The organism is uncultured Slackia sp. (assembly GCF_934630525.1).
Classification (GTDB): Bacteria; Actinomycetota; Coriobacteriia; order Coriobacteriales; family Eggerthellaceae; genus Slackia.
Genome location: NZ_CAKTVX010000001.1, coordinates 20,548 through 42,988 on the forward strand (window position 1 = coordinate 20,548; position 22,441 = coordinate 42,988).

Consider the following 22,441-nt stretch of genomic DNA (forward strand, 5'->3'; position numbering starts at 1 on the left):
GGGTTCATACATGGGTATTTTCAGAAAAGCAACTCGCTTGGGCAGTCGCGTGGCGAAAAACGCCGCAAGGCAGATTATCGCGCCCGAAGACGAGAAGTCCAAGAAGGACAAGGGCGATAAGTCTGCCGAGCCGGCAGCGCCGCAGCATTCTGACGCCGAATACGATGAGCTGCAGGAGAAATACAATGCGCTCATGACCGAAAAGTGGAAGGAATACTACAAAACCAGCTGCGACGGCGAGTGCGAGACATGCGAATACTACGACTGGTGCCCCGACGATTTCGATGGCGTGTTTGAGGACGAGGCACCTGCCGAAGACGCGAAGGCCGAGTCTGCCGCAGCTGAAGGCGAGGGAGCCGTGGCTCCCGATGTTGACGAGGGCGCTGAAACTGACGAAGCCGTTGAAGTCGAGGTCGAAGAGGAAAACGACGTCGAACTCACCGACGAGGAGCGTGCCGCGAAGGCTGCCGCCGAGGCGTATTACGAAGATGGCTGCGATGGCGACTGCGATAACTGCGAGCACTACGATTGGTGCCCGGCAGAAGAGGAAGACGAAGACGATAAAGTCCTTTTCAAGGGCGTCACTCAGGGCGACGTGAAGAATGCTGCCAAGGGCGGCGTCGAGCTTGCGCGCGAGACGGCGCTCGCGGCGCGCGATTTGAAAGAGGCCCTCGACGACATCACGGGTGGCATGAACCTCAAGGAACTGTTGAAATAAGGTTTCGGGAGCGTGTCGGCATTTGACATTGGCCGCCGCCTCGATACAATAGGTTTTCCGCTGGGACAACCCGGCATGGTGCTTGACAAAAGCATATCGCATGGTGGACAGCACCCTCGGTGCCCGCGCGGCACGCATTTGGGGGCGACTGGTTTCGACATGGTACGTTTGAACTGAGGAGCAGGTCGTGGTCTCCTCGCCACGTTAAACAGGGGTAAAGTCAAGTTAATTGGCAAAAAATCTTATCAGAGCGCTCCTGCGCTCGCCATGGCTGCTTAATAGCACCTGGCACGTCAACCTCGGGTTGTCCCCGACTCGAGCGCGACGTCATTTTAGGGGACTGCTTCAAAGCACGTAGTCTGTATGGCTTTGGAAAAGAAAGAACGGGCTAGGAAGCTCGACGTTGGTTCGCGAACCGACATCTTCCGAAATTCGATCGCGAAATAAGCTTGTAGAGCCTGAGCAAGAACGTAGTATGGACCGGAGTTCGATTCTCCGCGCCTCCACCAGAATCAACAAACGCCGTTCTTTTGAGCGGCGTTTTTTGTGGATGTCCGTAAGGGTTGGGCATCTTGAGGGCTTGGCAAAAGAGGCTTCTGACGTGCGCTTTCGTGCTTTTAAGGAGGCATGCGCCCGTTTAATCGCCGTTTTGCCGCGCATTTTGGATTCCGCTATTCGCGTGCGTGCCAATGCTCGTTTTGCGGTTTGTGCGATAGGCTTTATTATGAAAATGGCAATTGCTTGGTAACGAGCGACATTATTCAGCCCAGGGTAAATAAACCGGGCATTGATTAAAAAGAGGATGCATGATCGTTTCTTCTGACAGGGTACTATCAAATAGGCCGTTTAATGACGCCCCTATCGGCATCTTTGATTCCGGTTTTGGCGGCCTTACGGTGGCGCGCGAAATCGCCAAGGAGCTGCCCGAGGAATCCATCGTATATTTTGGCGATACGGCGCGATGCCCCTATGGCCCCCGCAGCCAAGACGAGGTCGACGGTTTCGTGCAACAAATTTGCACATGGCTCGTTGGCCGCGACGTGAAGCTGCTCGTTATCGCGTGCAACACCGCGACCGCCGCTGGCCTTGAACACGCGCAGCAACGTTTCAGCATTCCCGTGATCGGCGCCGTTATTCCTGGCGCTCGCGCCGCCGCACGTGCGACGAAAAACCGCCGCGTGGGCGTTATCGCCACGAAAGGCACGGTTGAATCGGGCTGCTATCCGCAGGCTATTCGCAATATCGATGCGGGCATCACGGTGTTTTCCACGGCCACGCCGAAGTTCGTCGACATCGTCGAGCAGGGAATTCGCATGTCGAGGGGCCCCATCGAAGACCTCACGAGCCTTGCGAGCAAAGTCTACATTCGCCCCGCGTTCCAAGAGATTGCTCGCGACTACTTAGAGCCGCTGCGCCGTTGCGAAATCGACACGCTCGTGCTTGGCTGCACGCATTACCCCATGCTCAAAGCGCTTATCGGCGGCGTTGTCGGTCATAATGTGCTGCTCGTCTCTTCCGCCGAGGAAATGGCGAAAGAGGTGCGCGAGACGTTGAGCATGCGCGGTGAGCTTGCGCATGAGGGCAATATCGCCAAGCATGAGTTCTTCACTTCCGCGCCGAATTTGGATGAATTCCAGTCGTTCGGGTCTCGCGTGTTCAGCGAACCCATCGAGCGCCCGACCCATATCGATCTTTCTCGCTTATAATCTGAAGGCCGACATTGCGTCGGCCTTTTCTGTATGTATGCGGGCCTGCCCGCTTGATAGGAGGAAACCATGCTTGCTAACAGGGCAAACGATCGCGACGATCGCGCCATGCGCGATGTGAAGCTTACGCGCGGCGTCATGAAGAACGCCAACGGCAGCTGCCTTGCCGAATTCGGCGACACGCGCGTGCTGTGCACTGCGACCATCGAAGACCGCGCGCCGGGTTGGCGCAAGGGCTCGGGTAAAGGCTGGCTCACGGCTGAATACGCCATGCTCCCTGCTGCGGGCAATAAGCGCACGCGCCGCGAGACGAACGGCCGCAATGGCCGCAGCATGGAAATCGAGCGCCTCGTTGGCCGCAGCCTGCGCAACGTGTGCGACCTGAACGCCATGGGCGGCGAAGTGACCATGACCATCGACTGCGACGTGCTGCAGGCCGATGGCGGCACGCGCACGGCCGCCATTACGGGCGCGTGGGTTGCCGCTTACGATGCATTCGAGATGTGGAAGACCGCGGGCCGCATTAAGACGAACCCCTTGTTTGGCCAGGTTGCCGCGGTGAGTGTTGGCCTGGTTGAGGGCCGCCTCATGCTCGACCTCGATTACGAGGAAGACTCGAACGCCGAAATCGACATGAACGTCGTCATGAATGCCAAGGGCGAGATCGTCGAGATCCAGGGTACCGGCGAGCAGGTGAGCTTCTCGCGCGATCGCCTGAATGAGTTCTTGGATATGGCCGAAGAGGGCATTAAGGTGCTGCTGGCCGCTCAGAAAGAAGTGCTTGGCATCGAATAGCAGGAAGGCGGCCGCGTGCGGGATTCGTGGCGCACGCAGTTTTCGTTCGCGGAATGGAGCAAGAGAGAAATGAAAGTCGTTATCGCAACCAACAATAAGCACAAGGTTGAAGAAATCGAGACCGCGCTCGACTTTCCGGGCTGGGAATTTCTGACTTTGTCGCAGGTTGAGCCGTATCCCGAGCCTGAGGAAGACGCCGATACGTTTGTCGGCAATGCGCTCATCAAGGCTCGCGCCGCCCATGAGGCCACGGGAATGGCAGCGCTCGCTGACGATTCGGGGCTCGTGGTCGACGCCCTTGATGGCAGGCCGGGCGTGTACTCGGCGCGCTATGCGGGCACGCACGGCGACGATGCCGCGAACAACGCCAAGGTGCTCGCCGAGCTCGAGGGCGTGCCTGACGAGCAACGCACGGGGCGTTTCGTGTGTGCGCTCGCATTCATCGACGAAGCGGGAAACGAAACGACGGTCGAGGGCACGGTCGAAGGCCGCATTGGGCACGAGCTGCGCGGCAGCGAGGGCTTCGGTTACGACCCCATGTTCATGCCCGAGGAATTTGGTTTCGAGCGCTCGCTCGCCGAGGTTTCCCAAGACGAGAAAAACGCTATCAGCCATCGCGGCAACGCGCTGCGCATTCTGCGCGCGAAGCTCGCGGAGTAGGCGAGCCTGCCGACCTGCTAAATGCTCGTAGCGTTTAACAGGTTTTCGAGTTTGTGGCGGCGGTATCTTTGGCAACGGCCGAATAACGTTTCGTCATCGGGCGTATTTGCGGGCGTGCAGCGCTATACTTGAGACGAGCGTTGGCAGGGGATTGTCGCCAGCGCACATAAGAAGGAGGCTTTTGCCATGAAGAACATTCTCGTCGCCTATGACGGCTCTGAAACCTCGAAGCGTGCAATCGACACCGCCGCCGAACTCATCGCGCCCGACGCTCGCATTCATCTCGATATCGTGAATGTGGTTTCCATTCCCATGCTTTCCGATGATCAGGCTTCGAGCTTCGCCGCGATTTTGGACCTTATGAAATCCGACGCCGAAGAGGTGCTCGCCGACGCTTTGAACCAGTTCGAAGGCAAGCATCAGCAAAACGGCGTGGATACGCTGCTTGTTTTAGGAACCGACGCCGCATCGGAAATCGCCAAGCTTATCGAAAAGAACGGCTACGACATGGTGGTTATCGGTTCGCGCGGGCTTTCGGGCATGAAGCAGTATTTGGGTAGCGTGAGCCATAAGTTGCTCGGCGCAACCAAGGTACCGGTGCTCGTTGTGAAATAACGCCGCAAATCAGGCAAAACATACCATGCTGCAGGAAGGCTTCACCCATGGCGAGGCCTTCCTCTTTTTCTGTCCCGCTTCGTTTACAATGTGCCCGCAAGCGAAGAAAGGAAGCATCATGAAGAAGTTCCTCAACGAATTCAAGGAGTTCATCAACCGCGGCAACGTGATGGATTTGGCCGTTGCGGTCATCATCGGCGGCGCATTCACGTCCATCGTTACCGCGCTCACCACGAACATCATCAACCCGCTCATCTCGGTTATCGCGGGCGGCGGCGCCGACACCATTTCGGGCCTCGTTGTTCCCGGTACCGACATCGATTTCGGCGCGTTCATCAGCGCCTGCATCAATTTCCTCATCGTCGCTTTCGTTGTGTTCCTGCTCGTGAAAGCGGTGAACAAGGCTCAGGATCTGGGTAACAAGCTCACGGGCAAGGAAGAAGAGACCCCCAAGGCTGCGCCTGTGTGCCCGTATTGCTTGGAGGAAGTCAAGGAAGGCGCCACGCGCTGCCCGCATTGCGCCGCTGCATTCGACGCGCCCGCCAAGGCCGAGTAGACCGAAAGCCGCGACCAATTGCTGCAACGGAGGGCTGCGACCGCTTACCGACGCGGTTTGCAAAAACCTTGTGAAGCTGCGCATATGCGCAAAATAGTAGGTCTCGAAAACCCGCGCGTTATGGTAAACTAACCGAGCTTGTGCGCCGAAAGGCGCCAGGTCCCGTTCGGAAAACCGCGCGGGTTTGTATCTGTAGGCCCCCGAGACATGTTGAGTTCAACCACCATGACGAAGGGTCCCTGTACTTGAAAGGGGTCCGTTTTGACCGAAATCAAGAACACGAATGTCATCGATTTCGAGGACATCTCCGACGACGAGATGAACGCGATGATCGATGGCACCCTGACCGAGTTCGACGAAGGCGATCTGGTCAAGGGCACTGTCGTGAAAATCGAGCATGACGAGTGCTTGCTCGACATCGGCTTCAAGAGCGAGGGCGTTATCCCTGCTCGCGAGCTGTCCATCCGCAAGGATGCCGATCCTTCCGAGATTGTTGCCCTGGGCGACGAAATCGAGGCTCTTGTTCTTCAGAAGGAAGACAAGGACGGCCGCCTGATCCTCTCCAAGAAGCGTGCTGAGTACGAGCGCGCTTGGATCAGCGTCGAAGAGAAGTTCAAGGCCGGCGAGACCGTCACCGGCGAGGTTATCGAAGTCGTCAAGGGCGGCCTCATCCTCGACATCGGCCTGCGTGGCTTCCTGCCTGCTTCCCTCGTTGACCTTCGCCGCGTGAAGGACCTCGACGCCTACCTGGGCACCGAAATCGAAGCTCGCGTCATCGAGATGGATCGCAACCGCAACAACGTCGTGCTGTCCCGCCGCGTGCTGCTCGAGGAAGGCCGCAAGAACGAGCGTGCCGAAATCCTCTCCAAGCTCGTCAAGGGCATGCGCCTCAAGGGCACCGTTTCCTCCATCGTCGACTTCGGCGCCTTCGTTGACCTGGGCGGCATCGACGGTCTGGTTCACATCTCCGAGCTGTCTTGGAACCATGTCAACCATCCCTCCGAGGTCGTCAAGGTTGGCGACGAGGTTGAGGTTGAGGTTCTCGACGTCGACCTGCAGCGCGAGCGCATCTCGCTCGGCCTGAAGCAGACCACCGAGGATCCGTGGCTGAAGCTCATCGAGAGCTACCCCGTGGGCACCATCGTTGATGGCAAGGTCACCAAGGTTGTTCCGTTCGGCGCTTTCGTCGAGCTCGGCAACAACGTCGAGGGCCTGGTTCACATCTCCGAGATGGCTGCCAAGCACATCGACACCCCGGCGCAGGTCGTCAAGGTCGGCCAGGACGTCAAGGTCAAGGTTATGGACATCAACCCCGACCGTCGTCGCATCAGCCTGTCCATGAAGGCCGCTGCTCACGACCTGGGCTTTGAGGTTGAGGTCGACGAGACCATCCAGGCTCCCGAGCCGCGTCAGCCCAAAAAGAAGGCTGCTGCTCCCAAGGCTGAGAAGCCCGCGACTGAAGAGGCCGCTGAGTAAATCTCGCGCCGAGCACGTTCTTGATCGAAGGCTTGGGATGGTTGAACCCAAGCCCGGTTGAAACTTCGCATGGTTTTATAGAAAGCCGCTCCACGTTTGTGGGGCGGCTTTTTCTGTCTAGGAGGGGATGCTCTCGGAATTGGATAGCGCGCACGAGCATAGGGGATGCTCTTGGGTGGGCCATATTGGATGCCGTGCATTAAAGGGGTCGCTTGGGCGGAACATTGTTGGAAGCGGCGCGTTGAGGAGAGGCTTCTTGGGTGGATGTTGTTGGACGCCAGCTGATTAAGACTTTTGTATAAAAGGGGTTCGAATGTGGCATATTTGGCTCCTTTCTGGCGCTGCGTCGCGAAACTCTCAGATGCAGTTGAACTGACGGGCTTTTGACCTGGGAAAATAAGATGAGATAGGAGCAGTGCTGTTTGAGGCTGCGGAACTATGCCACATTCGAGGGTGCTTTTGAGCATGCGCATGCGAGTCATGGTAAAATTCAGAGGTTATTGGCAAGATGGTTGCGTCGGGCACGACGCGGGCGTGGGCGAAGAGCGCGCACGCTTGAGGGAATGCGGGTGGAAGTCCCGCGCTCTACCAGGAACCGTATACGCCGATGGACGGGCTGGCTGTTGCGTAATGGAACGTGCATGCGATAGTGATGATGCGTATGCTTCATACCGTAATGGCTTGCAAGTAAAACCGCGGGCACGTGGGCCGTTCAAGTGAGGCAAAGTCGGAACACTCATCCATCGCACTGAGCCCTGGAAGTGAGGTACCGATGAGATTCGGTCCACTCTTTGCGCGCGGAGAAATGCTCGCAACTCGTCGCAATGCGACGGATGGCACGCCCCCAAGCGGCGTCGCCAAGAATGATTCCCATCAATATACAAAGGCTCTTTGGCAGCGCGTGGTCGCCGTGTTTGTCGCGGTGTCTATGGCGACGTCGCTTACTCCGAGCGCGGCCTTCGCAAATGAAAACGCCGAGGGCGCTACTGCTAACCAGCCAGCGCTTTCTGCTTCTTCCGATGCTGTTTCGGGCGATGCGGACGCAAGCGATTCCCAAGCTGGAACGGACCACGCATCCGCTGAACAGGGCGCCGATGCTGCTGGCGCTGCTGGTGCTGCGGGCGATGCTTCGGCCGTTGCGGGCACCTTTGCCGATGAGGCGCCTTCTGGCGACTTATCGAATGCTGAAGAAGTGAACTCCGAAGCGCCCGCCTCTGTGGCTGCGGTTTCCTCGGACCAGGGCGATGCAAACGCCGTTGCCGCCGCTTCCGCCGCGACGCTTTCCAGCGAGGCCAAGGTCTTCATCCAAGACGCCAAGGATAAGGACAACTCCTATTCTTCCCAGTGGAAGTCTGGTGCGCTCAACGCGGGCGATACGCTTTGGGCCAACATGTACGACGAGGTCGAGACCGAGGACTACTGGGGCGACCCTACGACCGAGACCAAATCGGTTGCCAACCCCGGCACCTGGACCTACACCTGGCTCGCCGGCACAGTTAGGGCGAGCGACAACGTCGCCGACTACACCGATGTCGTAGGTTACGAGCAGTCGCTCACCGTCACTGCCGCGATGGGAGGCAAGTACTTCATCTGCAAGGTAACAGCTGACGGCAAGGACTACTACGGTCCGTCTGTTTCTTACGGCTCGGGCATCAATGCCAACTACATTCCTGGCCCCGTGCTGGGCGCCGGGCAGATGGAGCTTTACAGCGTCAAGCTGAACAGCGACACGCCAAGCATAGGCGACACCCTTACGGCGACTCCGTACAAAGATTGGTCGAGCCCCGCGGGCTCTGACGCCAAGGTTACCTACACCTGGTTCGCGTCCACCTCTTCTTCCTCTGGCTTTACCAAGATTGAGGGCGAGACGGGCGCTACGCTTACGGTGACCGATAACCTTGAAGGCAAGTACATCAAAGTCGAGGCTACAGCTGGCGTTAATACGGTGACCAAGACCACCTCCAGCAAGGTCAAGCAGGCCGGCGCAGTCGAGATTTCGGCCGTGTCTATCGTTAACACCAAGGACAACACGAGTGTCTTCGCGGTGGGGGATACCGCTAAGGCCCGCGCCAAAGAGAAGGGCGGCGCGTACGGCGCGTTCGTCGACACGAGCAAGCTCAACTATCAGTGGCAGTGCTCTGACACCAAGAACGGCGCGTATACCGATATCGCGGGCGCTACGGGTGAGACCCTCGAGCTTACCGACGCTTTGGGTGGCAAGTACCTCAAGTGCAAGGTGTCCTCGAAGATCGGCTCTTCGAGCTTGACTAATTCGACGGGCGCTCTTGTTGCCGCTTCCGGTTCTATTAACGTCACGAGCGTGACCATGAGCCCGTCTTCGGGCAAGGTCGAGGTCGGATCTACGATTACGGCAACCGCCAAAGCGGGTTCTGCTGACGTTACCTCCGATTCGCACGTCACGTGGCAATGGTACAAGGGAACTTCGAGCTACGCGAGCTCGTGCAATACGCCTATTGAAGGCGAGACCAGCAATACCCTTACGGTGACCGCTGCCCTTAAGGGTTGCTACGTCGTGGCGAAGGCCAACGGCGGCTACGGCGAGCAGAGGCCTTCTTCTTACTACGCGGCGGGTCCTGTCTCCGTCGCTGGCCAGGTTGAGCTTTACGACGTGCAGTTTGAGGGCTCTCCTGCCACCAACGGCGTACGTGTGGGTGATACGCTCAAGACTAAGGTCCGCAAAAAGGATGGTTCGAGCTACAGCTATATCGGCCGCACCGATAATGTGACCTACCAGTGGCAGTATGCAAATTCCAGCTCGAGCGATGACCCCGCCTATACCGATATCCCCGGTGCTACCGAGGCCACCTATACCGTTGACGCCGCCTATGCCGGCAAGTACCTGCGCGTTAAGGTGACGAGCGAAAATACCATTTCCAGCACGCAGAAGATGAGTTCGTACGGCACGCAGTCTGTTGCTCCGCTCGGTCCGGTGACGCTCAAGGGCCAATACAAGCTGGCAGGCATTGAGCTTGCCGATAAGAACGTTACGCTGAACGTGGGTTCAAAGATCACGCCGAGCGTGCAGGTTCCGGGCAGCTGGTCGGGCTCGACCAAGGACGTGCCCGACGATGCCGAGCTCACTATGGCGTGGTATGCCAGCGAGAACGGTACCGACTGGACCGAGCTTACCGACGGCATCGATACGACCGATGGCAGCCTGACCATCTCGGACGCGCTTGTTGGCAAGAAGATCAAGGTTACGGCAAGCGCCCTCGACAACACTGTTGAGTGGGTTTCGTCCGACAGCGTTACCGCGGCGGGGGAGTACAACCTGCTGCGCGTGATCGCCAACCCGCAAATCAATAGCGACTCGACTCATCTCGTTTCGGGCGACAGTGTCAAGGCGACGGTGCAGGCCAAGCGCGCTGACGGTTCGACCACCAATGGTATTGACGTGACCGCTCAGACGACGGTTGTGTGGTATGCGGCTGAGGATGCGAAAGCTCCGGCGGCCGACTGGACGCTGCTGTCCGATATGTCGGGCGCCGAGGCGGTGGTCTCGGCCTCTGCTGCCGGCAAGTATCTGAAGGCTGTTGCCACGAGCGGCAGCTCGACGGTCGAGCTCGTCTCCGCCAACAAGGTTATCGCCGCGGGCTCGCTCGAGGCCGCGGTCCAAAAGCTCACCGATAGCAACAAGCAGATTGTTGTCGATTACAGTGCCAAGGGCGGAAACGTCAACGATGCGCTGAAGGCGCAGCTTGCCGATCTGGGCTTTACCGATATCGATGTCAAGGTCTCCGAGGGCGGCGTGCTCTTTAAGGCCGAGGATGCCAAGGCTTCGGTCGGCATTTCCGACGCTCAGGATAAGACCAATGGCGATGTAACGTTCTTCTATATCGACCCTAACGATTACACGGGCTATAACATCGACGGCCTGCGCAGCGCCGACGTGGTGTTTGAGCTCTCGCGCGACGGCAAGACCGAGTACTACCAGCCTAACAAGACGGTGCAGGTTGCTTGGGACGAGGCTCGCGTGCAGCAGATGCTCGACGATGCTGCCGAGCAAATCGCCATCGGTTATGCCGCGGGCGATTCGGCCGAGTCTGTAACGTCCAACCTCACGCTGCCATATCGCGCAGGCTCCAAGAGCAAGTTCGAGGTCAGCTGGAAGAGCTCCGACGGCGATGTCATTTGGCCCTCCGGCTATGGCTGGAGCGACTACACCGGCAAGGTGACGCGTCTCTCGAGTGATCGTGACATTATGCTGACCGCGACGGTCTCGTTTGTGAGCGGCGGCCCGTCTGACGTTAAGGGCACGCGCGACTTCACCGTGACCGTCAAGGGCGATCCCGAGAAGGTCGCCGCCGACAAGAAGGCGCTGCAGGAGAAGGTCGATGCGGCCTTTACCTACGACAACATCAAGTACTCCGGTACCGACACGGTTGCCGACAAGGACGGCCTGACCGCCGACCTGCAGATGCCGCGTACGAGCACGCTCAATATCGACGGCAAGTACTACGAGGTCAAGTACTCCGCCAGCACCGATGACATCACGTTCAACGGTTACAAGGGCACGGTCTATCAGCCGCTGCCCGGAGCCAAGGCTGCAAACACCAAGATCACCCTCACGGTGACTGATAAGTCGAACGCCGAGGTCACGGCAAGCAAGGCCCTCGACTTCGCCATTGCTCCGCAGGATCAGAACGAGCTTAATACTGAGCTGCTCCACCTCAGCCTTGCAAAGTTGTCTTTCTATCAGGCCATTCTTGACGGCCAGGATGTCTCCAATGTGACTGGAAACCTGCATGCGCCGCTCAAGGTGTATGGCCAGGGACATGCTGTTAACTGGTGCTACACCACCGAGGAAGCCGCTGGCCACTATGGCTTTGTGTTCAGCGAACTCCCCGGCGGCACGGAGAATACCTATCGTCTGCTCAAGTCGAGCAAGCCGAGCGTAATCTCGCACGAGAACCTTCTGCTTACGCAGCCCGAGTACAACACGGAAGTCACGATTAGCGGTTGCCTTAAAAGCGAGCGGTTTGCTCGTTACGCTGAACGCTATCCCGAAAATGAAGACTATGCCGCGCTCGCCGGCATGGACGTTTCTGCGACGGTGACCGTCAAGGGAACGACGGGGCTCGATAACCCGAACGAGGGCAAGACTATTACGGTGACGGCCAAGGTCACGGGCGTTTCCGCGAGCGATGCCGACGGCAATTACACCGAGCAGTCGGTGGTGCCGTTGACCGAGCTCACGCTTCCTGCCGACGAAGACACGACTGCCGAGTCGGTCCTCGAGCAGCTCATGACGACTGCCGGTTGCACTGACCTCGAGACGAATGCGTGGGGCCTTACGAGCGCGACGATGCCTGATGGTCGCGTGCTTAGCACGACGAGCACTGAGCCGTACAGCTACTGGTCGTTCTTTGTGAACAATGGGTACGCGAGCGTTGGTGCTCCGAGCTACTACCTCAAGAACGATGATTGCGTTGAATTCCGTTACGTCAAGGGCGACGGCACGCAGAAGCCCTCGACGGCACCCGCTACCAATCCTGGAACGGAACATCCCGATGTCGATGCCCCGTGGAACGGCTTTGCAAATGGCGGTGCTGGCTCTGCAACGGATGCCCTTACGCCTACGGCAAAGACCGATACGCCCTCATGGGCGCTCAACCTTCTGACCGAAGAGCAGCAGAAGGCGGGCGCAAGCGTCTCTGCGTCTGACCCCATTGTCGCGAACGGAAAGGTGTACCTTATTACGGGCGCTTCGGTATGGGGTGGAAAGACGTGGAACGCTGTTCTCAACGAGATCGATCCCGCAACGGGCTCCGTTGTGCGCTCTCTTGAGCTCGGTTCTTCCATGGACAGCACGTGCCGTCCTGTTGTTGCGCAAGGCATCATTTTGATTCCGCTTTCGGGCGGTTATCTGCAAGCTGTTTCGACAACGACGCTTGAAACGCTGTGGTATTCCGACGCGTTCACTAAGCAGAATCTGTCTTCGTTGACCGTTGATGGCGATTACGTCTATATCAACACCCTGGATTATTGGTCTGACAACGACGTGCAAAACGGTACCGTTAAGCGTATCAATATTCGCACGGGCGCCGTTGCTGGAAGCGCCTCCGTTACCGACGGCGGTTACTACTGGTCTGGTGGCCTGATGGTCAACGGCTACTATGTCGTTGGCGGAGACTTTGGCCAGGTGCGCGTGTATTCCGCAGATCTGTCTAAGCTTGTTGGCTCGATTAAGCTCTCTGGCGGCAATATTCGCTCGGCGCTCACCGTTCATGACGGCTATATATATGCCGTTACGCGCGATGACGGCACGTTGCACAGGCTTGCCATTGGCTCTGATGGTTCTCTTACTGAGGCTGCGGCAGTTCAGTTTGCCGCCTATTCGACTTCGACGCCTGTTTTCAGCGGAAATTACGCCTTTATTGGCGGCGCAACCGCGAACAATTGGAACGCTAAGGGCCTGCTTTCAATCGTTGATCTTTCCGATATGAGTGTGAAGCAGATTTCGAAGGCCGATGGCGAAGAGCTTGGCTTTGAGTCCAAGAGCACACCGCTCGTCTCGACGCATGATGGCGAGACGTACGTATACTTCACCTTGAACGGTGCCAAGGGCAATTGGCCTAATTACACTAGCGGCGGTGGCGTGTACATGTACAAGCTGGGCGATGCCGAGGCGACCGAGGTATTCGTTCCCGGTTCTGGGTATGCCAACTACTGCATGGCATCGGTTGTCTGCGATCGGTTCGGCAATCTGTACTACACCAACGATTCGGGCCACCTCTTCTGCGTGAAGTCTCAAGCTCATCGTGTGAAGTTCGATTCGCAGGGCGGCTCTTCTGTTGGCAACCAGACGCCCGCGTCTGGTTCGACGGTCACCAAGCCTGCCGATCCGACGCGCGAAGGGTATGCCTTCGGTGGCTGGTACACCGATGCAGCATGCACGAAGGCCTACGATTTCGCGACTGCGGTGACGTCCGATATGACGCTGTATGCCAAGTGGACGAAGAACGAGACGTCTTCGTCTGGATCGTCGTCTGGCTCCGATAATGCGGACGATGGCGAGAAGGACAACACGGGCACGCAGGCAGCTTCGCAGGGCGGTTCCGTGGCACCCTCTTCGCTTCCTTTGTCGCAAAGCGCGCTTTCCAAGAGCGATGATGAAAAGGCCAACGACGGCAAGAAGGCCGACGACCAGAAGGGCGCGAAGGCAAGCGATGCGAAGTCTTCCTCGAAGGCCGAAAACGATGGCGCTATCGAGTCGGCGGCTGCCGCAGATGACGGCGCGTCTTCAACCGAGAGTGCTCCCATCTGGCCTTACATTGTTTTGGCAGTCGGCGTCGCTGGCCTTGCTGCCGCCATCGTGTGGTTCGTTGTCGCCCGCCGCAAACGTGATGGGGATGAATAGCGAAACATGTCTGACGAAATGAAATCCGCTTCGGAAGACGCGAAAATCACGGCGGGGGATGCTCCTCGCCGTGATTCGGCGGAAGCGGCGGCCCTTACCGTGGGGTCGCCGTCTTCGTCTTCCTTATCTCAAACGGCGTCTTCGGGTGCGGCATCGAAGCGCACATCACTCTCTTTGGCGACGCGCGTGGGCATCGCGGCTCTCGCGGTGGTGTCGGTGCTGTTCATCGGCGCTTCGGCATTCGCTTTGACGAACGGCTTTGGCCTTCCGGCCGATTCGCCCGTCATGAAGGCCGCGGAAAGCATCGGCATCGTTCGCACGTCCGATGTCGAAAACTCGTCCGTCAATGGTGCCGACGATGCGAAGGCTGACAAGGGCGCCGCATCGCACAAAGCCGATAAAGCTGATGGCACATCTGAAGATAAGCAAGACGCGTCGCACGAAGCCTCCGGAAGTGACGAGTCGAAATCGGAAGGCGATGGGTCCTCTGGCAGCTCAGGCTCCAGCGGCTCTTCCGATTCGAGCTCTGGCACCTCTTCGTCTTCAAACGGCGCTTCGTCTTCGAACGCAGGCTCGGGGTCGAGCTCCTCTTCCTCGAGTGACTCTTCGAGCTCGTCGGGCCCTTCAAGCTCGAGTTCTTCGGCGGGCGGCTCGTCTCAGCCGGGCGCTTCCGCACCTGCCGGCACGGTAACCGTATATGTATCCGTATCGAGCTCGGCGGTGGGCAACCCCGTTTCGGGCGGCGGAACCTTCACATTCAACCAAGGTGCGACGGTCTACGATGCCTTGTGCGCGTGCGGCCTTTCGATGAGTGCGTCGAACACGGGTTACGGCATATATGTAAGGGCCATTGGCGGCCTTGCCGAAAAAGAACACGGCGGAAATAGCGGCTGGATGTACTCGGTGAACGGGGCCGTTCCCATGACGGCATGCAGCAATTACGTGCTCTCAAACGGCGATTCCGTTTCCTGGTATTACGTGACGGGCTAGTATGACCAACGTTTTTCATACATATCATCCTGCAGTGGCGTTTGTCTATTTGGCAAGCGCCCTTGCGCTGTCCATGGCGTGTTTGCATCCCGTGTTCACGACCTTGTCGCTCGCGGGCTCCCTCGCGTGCTCGTGCGTGTGTCGCGGCGGCCGCGCCACGCTGCTCTCGCTTCGGTGGGTTGTGCCGTTGTGCCTGGTCATTGCCGCAGCGAACCCATTTTTCGTGGCTTCGGGCTCAACCGAGCTGTTGCGAATCGGGCATCGCGCCATCTATGCCGAGGCGCTTTTGTACGGTTTGTGCTCGGGCGGCATGTTCGCGTCGGTGTTCCTGTGGTTCGCGTCGTATTCGGCCTGCATGGATTCCGAAAACTCGCTCGCGTTGTTCGGAAACGCCGCGCCCGTCACCACGCTCATGGTCTCGCAGGTTTTGCGCTTGGTGCCGCAATTCGTTTCGCGCGGCCGTGCCATCGCCGACGTGCAAGACTGCATGAGCGCCGCGGCTTTCCGCACGAAGAAAGATGCCGCGCAGGGGCGCATGCGCATCGTGAGTGTGCTCATGGGCTGGGGCATGGAAGACGCCCTGGGGCGAAGCTGCGCCATGCGCGCACGCGGCTACGATTGCGGTGCGCGGCGCACGACATATGCTCGTTTTCGCCTGGGCGCATCTGACACCGCGGTGCTTGCTGCGCTGGTCGCCCTCGCGCTTGCAAGCGCGGTGTGCGCGTGGCTGGCGTTTTCTGGCTTCTCGTTTTATCCCGTGGTCGCGGGCGTCGCGCCGTTTTGGCTGTATCTTCCCTATGCGCTGCTCATATTGGTGCCTCCGGCGTTGTGGCTGCGCGATTGGTTGCAATGGAGGTCGTGCGAATGACGAACGAACACAATACCGCGCCCGCCGTGGAAACGCGTGGGCTTGCGTTCGCATACCCTGTGGGCAGCGGCGAGCCCGCGTTTGAGATTTCGTGGCCCGACCTGCGCATTGATCAAGGCGCTTTTTGCGTCGTGGTGGGTTCGACGGGTTCGGGCAAAACCACGCTCTTGCGCTCGTTGAAGCCCGAGCTTGTGCCTGCGGGCGTATATCGCGGCTGGGCACGCGTTTTGGGCCGTGTCGCAAGTGGGGAAGGCGTGCGGGGCGAGCAAACGTTTACGGCGCTTGAGTCGGCGCAGTCGATTGGCTTCGTGATGCAAGACCCCGCCGCGCAAATCGTATGCGATACGGTATGGCATGAGCTTGCGTTCGGGCTTGAAAACGTCGGCATGCCGCAAAATGAAATGCGCAGGCGCGTGGCGGAAGTCGCGCACTTTTTCGGCATCGAGCCTTGGGTGCGCAAGAAAACCGAAGACCTCTCGGGCGGCCAGAAGCAAATCGTGAACTTGGCGAGCGTGTTGGCGCTGCGTCCGCGCGTGCTGCTGCTCGACGAGCCCACGGCGCAGCTCGATCCGAATGCCGTGAAGCAGTTCTTGTTCCTGTTGGGCCGCGTGAATCGTGAGCTTGGCATTACCGTGGTCGTCGCGACGCATTCCCCTGAAGATGTTGAGGCGTACGCGACGCAGCGCATCGACCTGGATACATCAGGCGCTCCTGCGCCGCGCGAATCGGCGGAAGCGGTCCTTGCGTCCCGTTGGGAGGCGCGTGCGGCGGCATGCGCGCACGCCGATGCGGCGATTCGCGTTCGCGATGCGCACTTTCGCTTCGACCGCCACGATCCGTGGGTGTTGCGCGGCATCGATTTGAATATCGCGCGCGGTTGCGTGCATGCGCTCGTAGGGGGCAACGGCTGCGGCAAAACCACGCTTCTGCGCTGCTTGGCGGGCGTGCTGAAGCCCCAGCGCGGCCGTATCGACAACGCTCTGCGGCATTCCCAGGCTCTGCTTCCACAAGATCCGAAAGCCTTGTTCGTATGCGATTCGGTGCGCGAGGAGCTTATGGAGTGGTCGGCTCGCTGCAGTTATGGGGAGCGTGAAGCCGCGGCAATGGCGCAGCGCTTCGGGCTTGCGAACTTGGGCGCGCGCCATCCGTATGACCTTTCGGGCGGCCAACAGCAAAAACTCGCGCTCGCGAAGCTTCTGCTCGCGAACCCCGAGGTGCTCTTCCTCGATGAGCCCACCAAGGGCCTCGACCCGGCGTCATGCGCGGAGGTCTCTCGAATTGTGCGCGCCCTGGCCGATGGGGGCAAAACGATCGTTTTCGTGACGCACGATCTTGATTTCGCGCTTGTCACGGCCGATTTCGTGTCGATGCCCTTCGATGGGGAAATCGCGTGCACCGAGCCTGTTCAGGCGTTCTTTGCAAATAACATCGTCTATCGACCGAACGCCGAAAGCCGTCTTTTCGGCGAAATCGCGGCAGAAGGCGAGCGTGCGTAATGGACGCAGCAAACAGGAGCGTTGGCGCTTACGCTCGCATCGCGGCCGAAATCGTCGCCATTGCGGCCACGCCTGCTGTGCTGGCGGCGTGCACCATCGCGAATTTCGACCAGACTGCGCTGCTCACGCTCGTCGTGGTGCTTGCGAGCATGGGCATCTTCTTCGCGAGCTACGAGGCGTCGCGTCCGCGTCTGCGCGACATCATGCCCACGGTGGTATTGGCCGCCCTTGCCGCGGCGGGTCGCATCCTGTTCGCGCCCATTCCCGACTTCAAGCCGGTGAGCGCCATCGCGATTATCGCTGGCGTCGCGTTTGGGCGCAAAAGCGGCTTCATGGTGGGTGCCTTGGCGGCGCTCGCTTCGAATTTCTTCTTCGGCCAAGGCCCATGGACGCCGTGGCAAATGTATGCCTGGGGTTTGGTCGGCTACGGAGCCGGGCTGCTCGCGATGGTGCCTGCAAAGCAAAGGGCGGTAGGTGCGAAAGCATCTCGCCGAGTTCGTGGTGGGGAAGCGCTCGGTATGACGTGCGGTTCCTTGTGCTCCGTTTCGGCCGATGGGGAGTTGGAAAGCGTCGCCTCGTCGCCTTGCCAAGCGCACACTGGAAAAGAAAATTGCGCCTACGCCGCCCGCCGTCTTATAGATGCGCATCCCATCATCGTGTACGCATACGGTTTCTTGGCGTGCCTCGGGTACGGCTTTATTTTGAACGCGTGGAGCATTTTGAGCTTCTTCCACGCTCAGGCGTCAGGATGGGCGGGCATTTTGGCGGTGTATGCGACGGCCCTGCCTTTCGATATCGTGCACGGCGTGGCGACGGTTGTGTTCCTGCTTGCCCTGTACGGCCCGTGGCGTCGCAAGCTCGAGCGCGTGCGCAGAAAGTTCGGTTTGGCATAGGACCGGGCAATGTGCCGAATGCCCGCCACCGAATCGCCTGGCCGCCTTGCCTGGGCGCGCAAGGGAAGGTAGCGCCCGCTTTTCGCCCGTTTTCGAACGAGGTTCTGAATAATCCTCTGCAATATGCATTTTCTTGAATATGCCGTTATGGCGGTCCTTCTTTACCACATTCGTGCTTTAGTGTGCTAAACTGCGCGAATTATTGCCCCGTCTGGAAAGAAGGAATTTCCCATGTCTTCTGAACAAGAAGCCATGAGCTTTGAAGCTGAGGGCCTGTACGTTTCGGAATCGGAACGCCAGGGTTGGTGGTCAATCGCTCGTATTTGGATTGGCAACGGCTTCAATGTCTCTACGCTTATTACTGGTGCCGCGCTTGGCGCGGGCCTCACGTTGTTTGACAGCTTCTTGGCCGCGTTCATCGGCTTCGGCATCATCGTCGCCTACATGAGCTTCGTGGCTATGGAATCGGCCGACGTGGGACTTCCTACGGCGCCCCTTTCAACGGCGGCGCTTGGCAAGAAGGGCGGACGCTACATCGTCGGCTTCATCATGGGCGTGTCGCTCGTGGGTTGGTTCGGCGTGCAGGCGGCCGTGTGCGGTGCGTCGTTCTCGGTCGCTTTCGCCGACCTTACGGGCTTCGAGATTCCCGTATGGATTTCCGCCGTCGTGCTTGGCGCGCTTATGCTCGTATCGGCGATTTACGGCTTCGATGGCGTGAAGTGGGTGAACACGGTTTCCGCGGTGCTGCTGTTCGTCATTTGCGTGTACGGCTTGGGCATTTCTATCGCGGGCACCGGCACCGACTCCATTTTCAACTATGTGCCCGTCGAGGGCATGGGCTTGGCTGCCGGCATTAGCATCTCCGTCGGCCTGTTTGCCGTAGGCGGCGCAGGCGTAGGCGACTTCACGCGTTACGCGAAAGACCGCAAGGCCGCCGTTGTTTCGAGCGTCGTCGGCGTGTGGCCGGTGAACATTCTCGTGCTTATGATGGGCGCCGTGCTCGCCATTGCCGTTCCCGATTCGGGCGGCGACATCACGCTCGTGCTGTCGAGCATGGGCTTGGCGCTTATCTCCGTGGTCGCTATTGTGGCTTCCACGTGGGCCGTCAACGTTGGCAACGCCTATTCCGCCGGCTTGGCATTTACGGCCATGGCGGGCAAGGGCGAGGAATCGTACAAGGTCACCACGATGATCGCCGGCATCGTCGGCCTCATTGCCGCTGCCGTGGGCATCATGGATTACTTCACCACGTTCCTAACGTTCCTTTCGGCCATGGTTCCCGCGCTCGCCGGCACCATGATCGCCGACTACTTCCTCATTCGTAAAGGCCGCCCCGAGAACTTCAAGCCCCTCGAGGGCATCTCGGTGCCGGGCGTCGTGAGCTTCGCGGTGGGCGCCGTGTTTGCCATGGTGACGGGCGGCACGTTCGTGGGCACGCCGCTCGAAATGCTCGATTTCCCGTTGTTTATTGGCCCCGTGAATGGCATCGTCGTCTCGATGATTCTGTACGTGGTTATCTACAAGGCCATGAAGCTGCCTGCATTTGACGGTTCTATCGTGCTTTTCACGAAGAAGTCGGCCGAATAGGGTAGTCTAGAACTGTTGCGCTACGAGCCGCTCGCAAGGGCGGCTTTGCTTTAATTGGGGTGCCCCGCGAGGGCGCCTGAAGGTAAGCGGCATATGTGTAAAGCGCCCTGCCGCGTGTGGCGGGGCTGAACAAGGAAGGGGGGCTCGCGTGAGGAAAATCGGAATCGAAGATATCGACGACATCGCGCTTGGCTCATCGCTTTTGGGTTCGGGTGGCGGCGGCGATCCGTACATGGGTCGCTTGGAGGCCATCGCAGCCGTGAAGAAGTATGGCCCCGTCGAGCTGCTTGACATTGACGAAGTGCCCGATACCTGGACCGTCGCGCCTATTTGTGGCGTCGGCGCTCCGAGCGTGTCGCTCGAGAAAGGCACGAACGGAATCGAGTATCCCAAGGTTCGCGCCATGATGGAGCGCATGCTTGGCCGCAAGCTCGATGCGTTTTTGCTTTCCGAAGCGGGCGGCATGAACTCCATGGTGCCTATTTCCGCCGCCGCTCGAGCGGGCCTGCCGCTCATTAACGCTGACGGCATGGGTCGCGCGTTCCCGGGCATTCAGCAAGACACGTTCACGCTGAACGGCGTGTCCACCAACCCCTTCATCATTGCCGATGAAAAGGGCAACTGCACGGTGCTCACGACCATCAACAACGACTGGACCGAGGAAATCGGCCGCGAAATCACCACCGCATGCGGCGGCCAGGTGACCACGCTCGCATCGCCCATGAGCGGCGAGAAGATGAAGACGAGCGTCGTCGTTGGCACGGTCGATTACGCGCAAAAGCTCGGTCGCATCATTCGCACGGCGACCGACGCCGACAACCCCGAGCAGTTCTTCCTCGGCGAAAGCGGAGCCTTCCGCTTCTTCAAGGGCAAAATCACCGACGTGCTGCGCGAAACGCGCGACGGCTTCAACTTCGGCCGCGTGACGCTTGAGGGCATCGGCGAAGACAAGGGCAAGAAAGCCGTGGTCGAGTTCCAGAACGAGAACATCTACGCAGAAGTCGATGGCGAAATCGTGGCTACGGTGCCCGACCTCATTTGCCTGGTCGACTCCGAGACGTTCGTGCCCATTACCACCGAGAACCTGAAATACGGCAAGCGCGCCCTCGTCGTGGGCCTGCCGTGCGACGCTGCATGGCGTACGCCTCGCGGCCTTGAGCTCGCCGGTCCCGCATGGTTCGGCTTGAAAGACGTCGAGTATCGCCCTATCGAGGAGCGTTACGCCGAGTTTTCGAAGGAGGAGAGCCATGCGTAAGATCGGCATTTCCGATATCGAAGACATCGCTTTGGGCGCAGCGCTTTTGGGCGCGGGCGGCGGCGGCGACCCCTATATTGGCAAGCTGCTCGCCATTGGCGCTGTAAAGGAATGCGGCGAGGTGTCGCTTATCGATGTCGACGAGCTTTCCGACGACGATATCGTCGTGCCCGTGGCAAGCGTGGGCGCCCCGACGATTCTCACCGAGAAGGGCGTGGGTTCCAACGAGTTCACCAAGCTCATCGATATGGTGGGTTCCTACTACGGCAAGAAAATCACGGCCATCATGCCCATCGAGGCCGGTGGCGTGAATTCCATGCTGCCCATCGCCGCGGCAGCGCGCTTGGGCCTTCCTATGGTCGACGTCGACGGCATGGGCCGCGCGTTCCCCGAAATCCAAATGGTCACGTTCACCATTGGCGGCGTGTCGGCAAGCCCCATGCTCTTCATCGACGAGAAGGGCAACATGGGCCTTATGGAGACCATCAACAACAAGTGGGTCGAGAACATTTGCCGCGCCGGCTGCACCGCATGCGGCGGCAGCGTGGTGTCGACCGAGTATGTCATGACGGCTTCGCAGGTGCGCGAGTTCGGTGTGCGCGGCATTGTCACGCGCAGCCAGGAACTGGGTCGTGCGATTCGCGGCATCAAGAACTGCCCCGAGAATATGACGCCCGAGGAATACTTCTTCGACTACACCGGCGGTTTCCGCCTGTTCAAGGGCAAGATCGCCGACGTGCTGCGCGAGACCCGCGGCGGATTCAACTTCGGCAAGGTCGTGCTTGAGGGCATCGGCGAAGACAAGGGCGGTCATGCGGAAGTCGATTTCCAGAACGAGAACCTGTGCGCGACGGTGAACGGCGAAATTCTCGCCACGACCCCCGACCTCATTTGCCTGGTCGACACCGAAACGTTCACGCCCGTGCCCACCGACGCGTTGAAGTACGGCAAGCGCGTGCTGGTCGTTGGCCTTCCGTGCTACCACCTGTGGCGCACCGAGAAGGGCATCGAATTGGTGGGACCGCGCTATTTCGGCCTCAATACCGATTACGTCCCTGTCGAAGAGAGATGTAAGGGGTAGCGAATCTCGCCCGCAGCTCCCGCGCGCGGAGGCGTCTGCGAAATGCGGCGCGCCTATCGCTCGCTTTGCTCGCTATGCGTTGCGCCTCGTTTTTTCCAGTTTTTTATAAAGTAAGAATGAGGAAAACGAAATTTCGCCAACGCCTCCGCGTGCGGGAGCTGCTAGCCCAATGCGTTATGCGGGCCGGCCTCGCAGCCGAGCCGAGAACAAAACTTCGCATTTCTCAAACTTCTTTTTCTAATGCTGAGAATGCGAGGAGCGACGCATAGCGAGCGAAGCGAGCGGTAGGAGCTCCGTGTTTTGAGCTCGGTTCGGCTGCGAAGCCGGCTGAGCGGTAAGAAGAACTGCAACTTGAAGAAAGTTG

The 22,441-nt window shown here is 59.2% G+C and carries 16 protein-coding genes and 1 other RNA gene; all 17 read left to right on the forward strand.

Going from position 1 to position 22,441, the window contains the following annotated elements; all coding sequences use genetic code 11:
• Window positions 1-37 precede the first annotated feature (37 nt).
• The 17 genes from Q0D41_RS00080 to Q0D41_RS00160 all read left to right on the forward strand — a co-directional run bounded on the left by Q0D41_RS00080 (window position 38) and on the right by Q0D41_RS00160 (window position 22,077).
• Window positions 38-718, forward strand: a complete 681-nt coding sequence (locus Q0D41_RS00080) for a hypothetical protein (protein ID WP_294373395.1) — start codon at window positions 38-40, stop codon at window positions 716-718.
• Between the two features lie 140 nt (window positions 719-858).
• Window positions 859-1,227, forward strand: a transfer-messenger RNA (tmRNA) gene (ssrA, locus tag Q0D41_RS00085).
• Window positions 1,194-1,466 carry a hypothetical protein gene (locus Q0D41_RS00090; RefSeq protein WP_294373398.1) on the forward strand — a complete coding sequence of 91 codons (273 nt, stop codon included), beginning with the start codon at window positions 1,194-1,196 and terminating at the stop codon, window positions 1,464-1,466. Before ssrA ends, Q0D41_RS00090 begins: the two co-directional genes overlap by 34 nt.
• Before the next feature lie 58 nt (window positions 1,467-1,524).
• Complete coding sequence (gene murI / locus Q0D41_RS00095) at window positions 1,525-2,424, forward strand: glutamate racemase (RefSeq protein ID WP_294373399.1); 900 nt, start codon at window positions 1,525-1,527, stop codon at window positions 2,422-2,424.
• A 69-nt stretch (window positions 2,425-2,493) separates the two neighbouring features.
• On the forward strand, window positions 2,494-3,219 hold the full coding sequence (gene rph, locus Q0D41_RS00100) for a ribonuclease PH (protein ID WP_294373402.1): 726 nt from the start codon (window positions 2,494-2,496) through the stop codon (window positions 3,217-3,219).
• 69 nt (window positions 3,220-3,288) lie between these two features.
• A complete protein-coding gene (gene rdgB, locus Q0D41_RS00105; protein WP_294373404.1) occupies window positions 3,289-3,879 on the forward strand; it encodes an RdgB/HAM1 family non-canonical purine NTP pyrophosphatase in 591 nt (196 codons plus the stop codon).
• A gap of 186 nt (window positions 3,880-4,065) precedes the next feature.
• Window positions 4,066-4,494 carry a universal stress protein gene (locus Q0D41_RS00110; RefSeq protein WP_294373407.1) on the forward strand — a complete coding sequence of 143 codons (429 nt, stop codon included), beginning with the start codon at window positions 4,066-4,068 and terminating at the stop codon, window positions 4,492-4,494.
• Between the two features lie 118 nt (window positions 4,495-4,612).
• Window positions 4,613-5,050: a large conductance mechanosensitive channel protein MscL gene (gene mscL, locus Q0D41_RS00115; protein ID WP_294373410.1), complete on the forward strand. Its 438-nt coding sequence runs from the start codon at window positions 4,613-4,615 to the stop codon at window positions 5,048-5,050.
• A 261-nt stretch (window positions 5,051-5,311) separates the two neighbouring features.
• Window positions 5,312-6,526, forward strand: a complete 1,215-nt coding sequence (gene rpsA / locus Q0D41_RS00120; RefSeq protein ID WP_114616003.1) for a 30S ribosomal protein S1 — start codon at window positions 5,312-5,314, stop codon at window positions 6,524-6,526.
• A gap of 772 nt (window positions 6,527-7,298) precedes the next feature.
• Window positions 7,299-13,907: an InlB B-repeat-containing protein gene (locus tag Q0D41_RS00125; protein WP_294373416.1), complete on the forward strand. Its 6,609-nt coding sequence runs from the start codon at window positions 7,299-7,301 to the stop codon at window positions 13,905-13,907.
• A 6-nt stretch (window positions 13,908-13,913) separates the two neighbouring features.
• Window positions 13,914-14,897 carry a DUF4430 domain-containing protein gene (locus Q0D41_RS00130; protein ID WP_294373419.1) on the forward strand — a complete coding sequence of 328 codons (984 nt, stop codon included), beginning with the start codon at window positions 13,914-13,916 and terminating at the stop codon, window positions 14,895-14,897.
• A 1-nt stretch (window position 14,898) separates the two neighbouring features.
• Entirely contained in the window at window positions 14,899-15,765 is an 867-nt protein-coding gene (locus Q0D41_RS00135) for an energy-coupling factor transporter transmembrane component T (RefSeq protein ID WP_294373422.1), read from the forward strand.
• Entirely contained in the window at window positions 15,762-17,261 is a 1,500-nt protein-coding gene (locus tag Q0D41_RS00140) for an ABC transporter ATP-binding protein (RefSeq protein ID WP_294373425.1), read from the forward strand. Before Q0D41_RS00135 ends, Q0D41_RS00140 begins: the two co-directional genes overlap by 4 nt.
• A complete protein-coding gene (locus Q0D41_RS00145; protein WP_294373427.1) occupies window positions 17,261-18,154 on the forward strand; it encodes an ECF transporter S component in 894 nt (297 codons plus the stop codon). The genes Q0D41_RS00140 and Q0D41_RS00145 overlap by 1 nt, the downstream gene beginning before the upstream one ends.
• A 231-nt stretch (window positions 18,155-18,385) precedes the next feature.
• Window positions 18,386-19,741, forward strand: coding sequence for a cytosine permease (locus Q0D41_RS00150; protein WP_294373431.1), 1,356 nt, complete (start codon window positions 18,386-18,388; stop codon window positions 19,739-19,741).
• A gap of 148 nt (window positions 19,742-19,889) precedes the next feature.
• Window positions 19,890-20,996, forward strand: a complete 1,107-nt coding sequence (locus Q0D41_RS00155) for a DUF917 domain-containing protein (protein WP_294373433.1) — start codon at window positions 19,890-19,892, stop codon at window positions 20,994-20,996.
• Window positions 20,989-22,077, forward strand: coding sequence for a DUF917 domain-containing protein (locus Q0D41_RS00160; protein WP_294373437.1), 1,089 nt, complete (start codon window positions 20,989-20,991; stop codon window positions 22,075-22,077). Before Q0D41_RS00155 ends, Q0D41_RS00160 begins: the two co-directional genes overlap by 8 nt.
• Window positions 22,078-22,441: the final 364 nt, after the last annotated feature.

Coding starts and splice junctions, on each gene's coding strand:
- Q0D41_RS00090 (WP_294373398.1), top strand. CDS start 1,194: ATGGACCGGAGTTCGATTCTCCGCGCCTCCACCAGAATCAACAAACGC.
- murI (WP_294373399.1), top strand. CDS start 1,525: ATGATCGTTTCTTCTGACAGGGTACTATCAAATAGGCCGTTTAATGAC.
- rph (WP_294373402.1), top strand. CDS start 2,494: ATGCTTGCTAACAGGGCAAACGATCGCGACGATCGCGCCATGCGCGAT.
- rdgB (WP_294373404.1), top strand. CDS start 3,289: ATGAAAGTCGTTATCGCAACCAACAATAAGCACAAGGTTGAAGAAATC.
- Q0D41_RS00110 (WP_294373407.1), top strand. CDS start 4,066: ATGAAGAACATTCTCGTCGCCTATGACGGCTCTGAAACCTCGAAGCGT.
- mscL (WP_294373410.1), top strand. CDS start 4,613: ATGAAGAAGTTCCTCAACGAATTCAAGGAGTTCATCAACCGCGGCAAC.
- Q0D41_RS00125 (WP_294373416.1), top strand. CDS start 7,299: ATGAGATTCGGTCCACTCTTTGCGCGCGGAGAAATGCTCGCAACTCGT.
- Q0D41_RS00130 (WP_294373419.1), top strand. CDS start 13,914: ATGTCTGACGAAATGAAATCCGCTTCGGAAGACGCGAAAATCACGGCG.
- Q0D41_RS00135 (WP_294373422.1), top strand. CDS start 14,899: ATGACCAACGTTTTTCATACATATCATCCTGCAGTGGCGTTTGTCTAT.
- Q0D41_RS00140 (WP_294373425.1), top strand. CDS start 15,762: ATGACGAACGAACACAATACCGCGCCCGCCGTGGAAACGCGTGGGCTT.
- Q0D41_RS00145 (WP_294373427.1), top strand. CDS start 17,261: ATGGACGCAGCAAACAGGAGCGTTGGCGCTTACGCTCGCATCGCGGCC.
- Q0D41_RS00150 (WP_294373431.1), top strand. CDS start 18,386: ATGTCTTCTGAACAAGAAGCCATGAGCTTTGAAGCTGAGGGCCTGTAC.
- Q0D41_RS00160 (WP_294373437.1), top strand. CDS start 20,989: ATGCGTAAGATCGGCATTTCCGATATCGAAGACATCGCTTTGGGCGCA.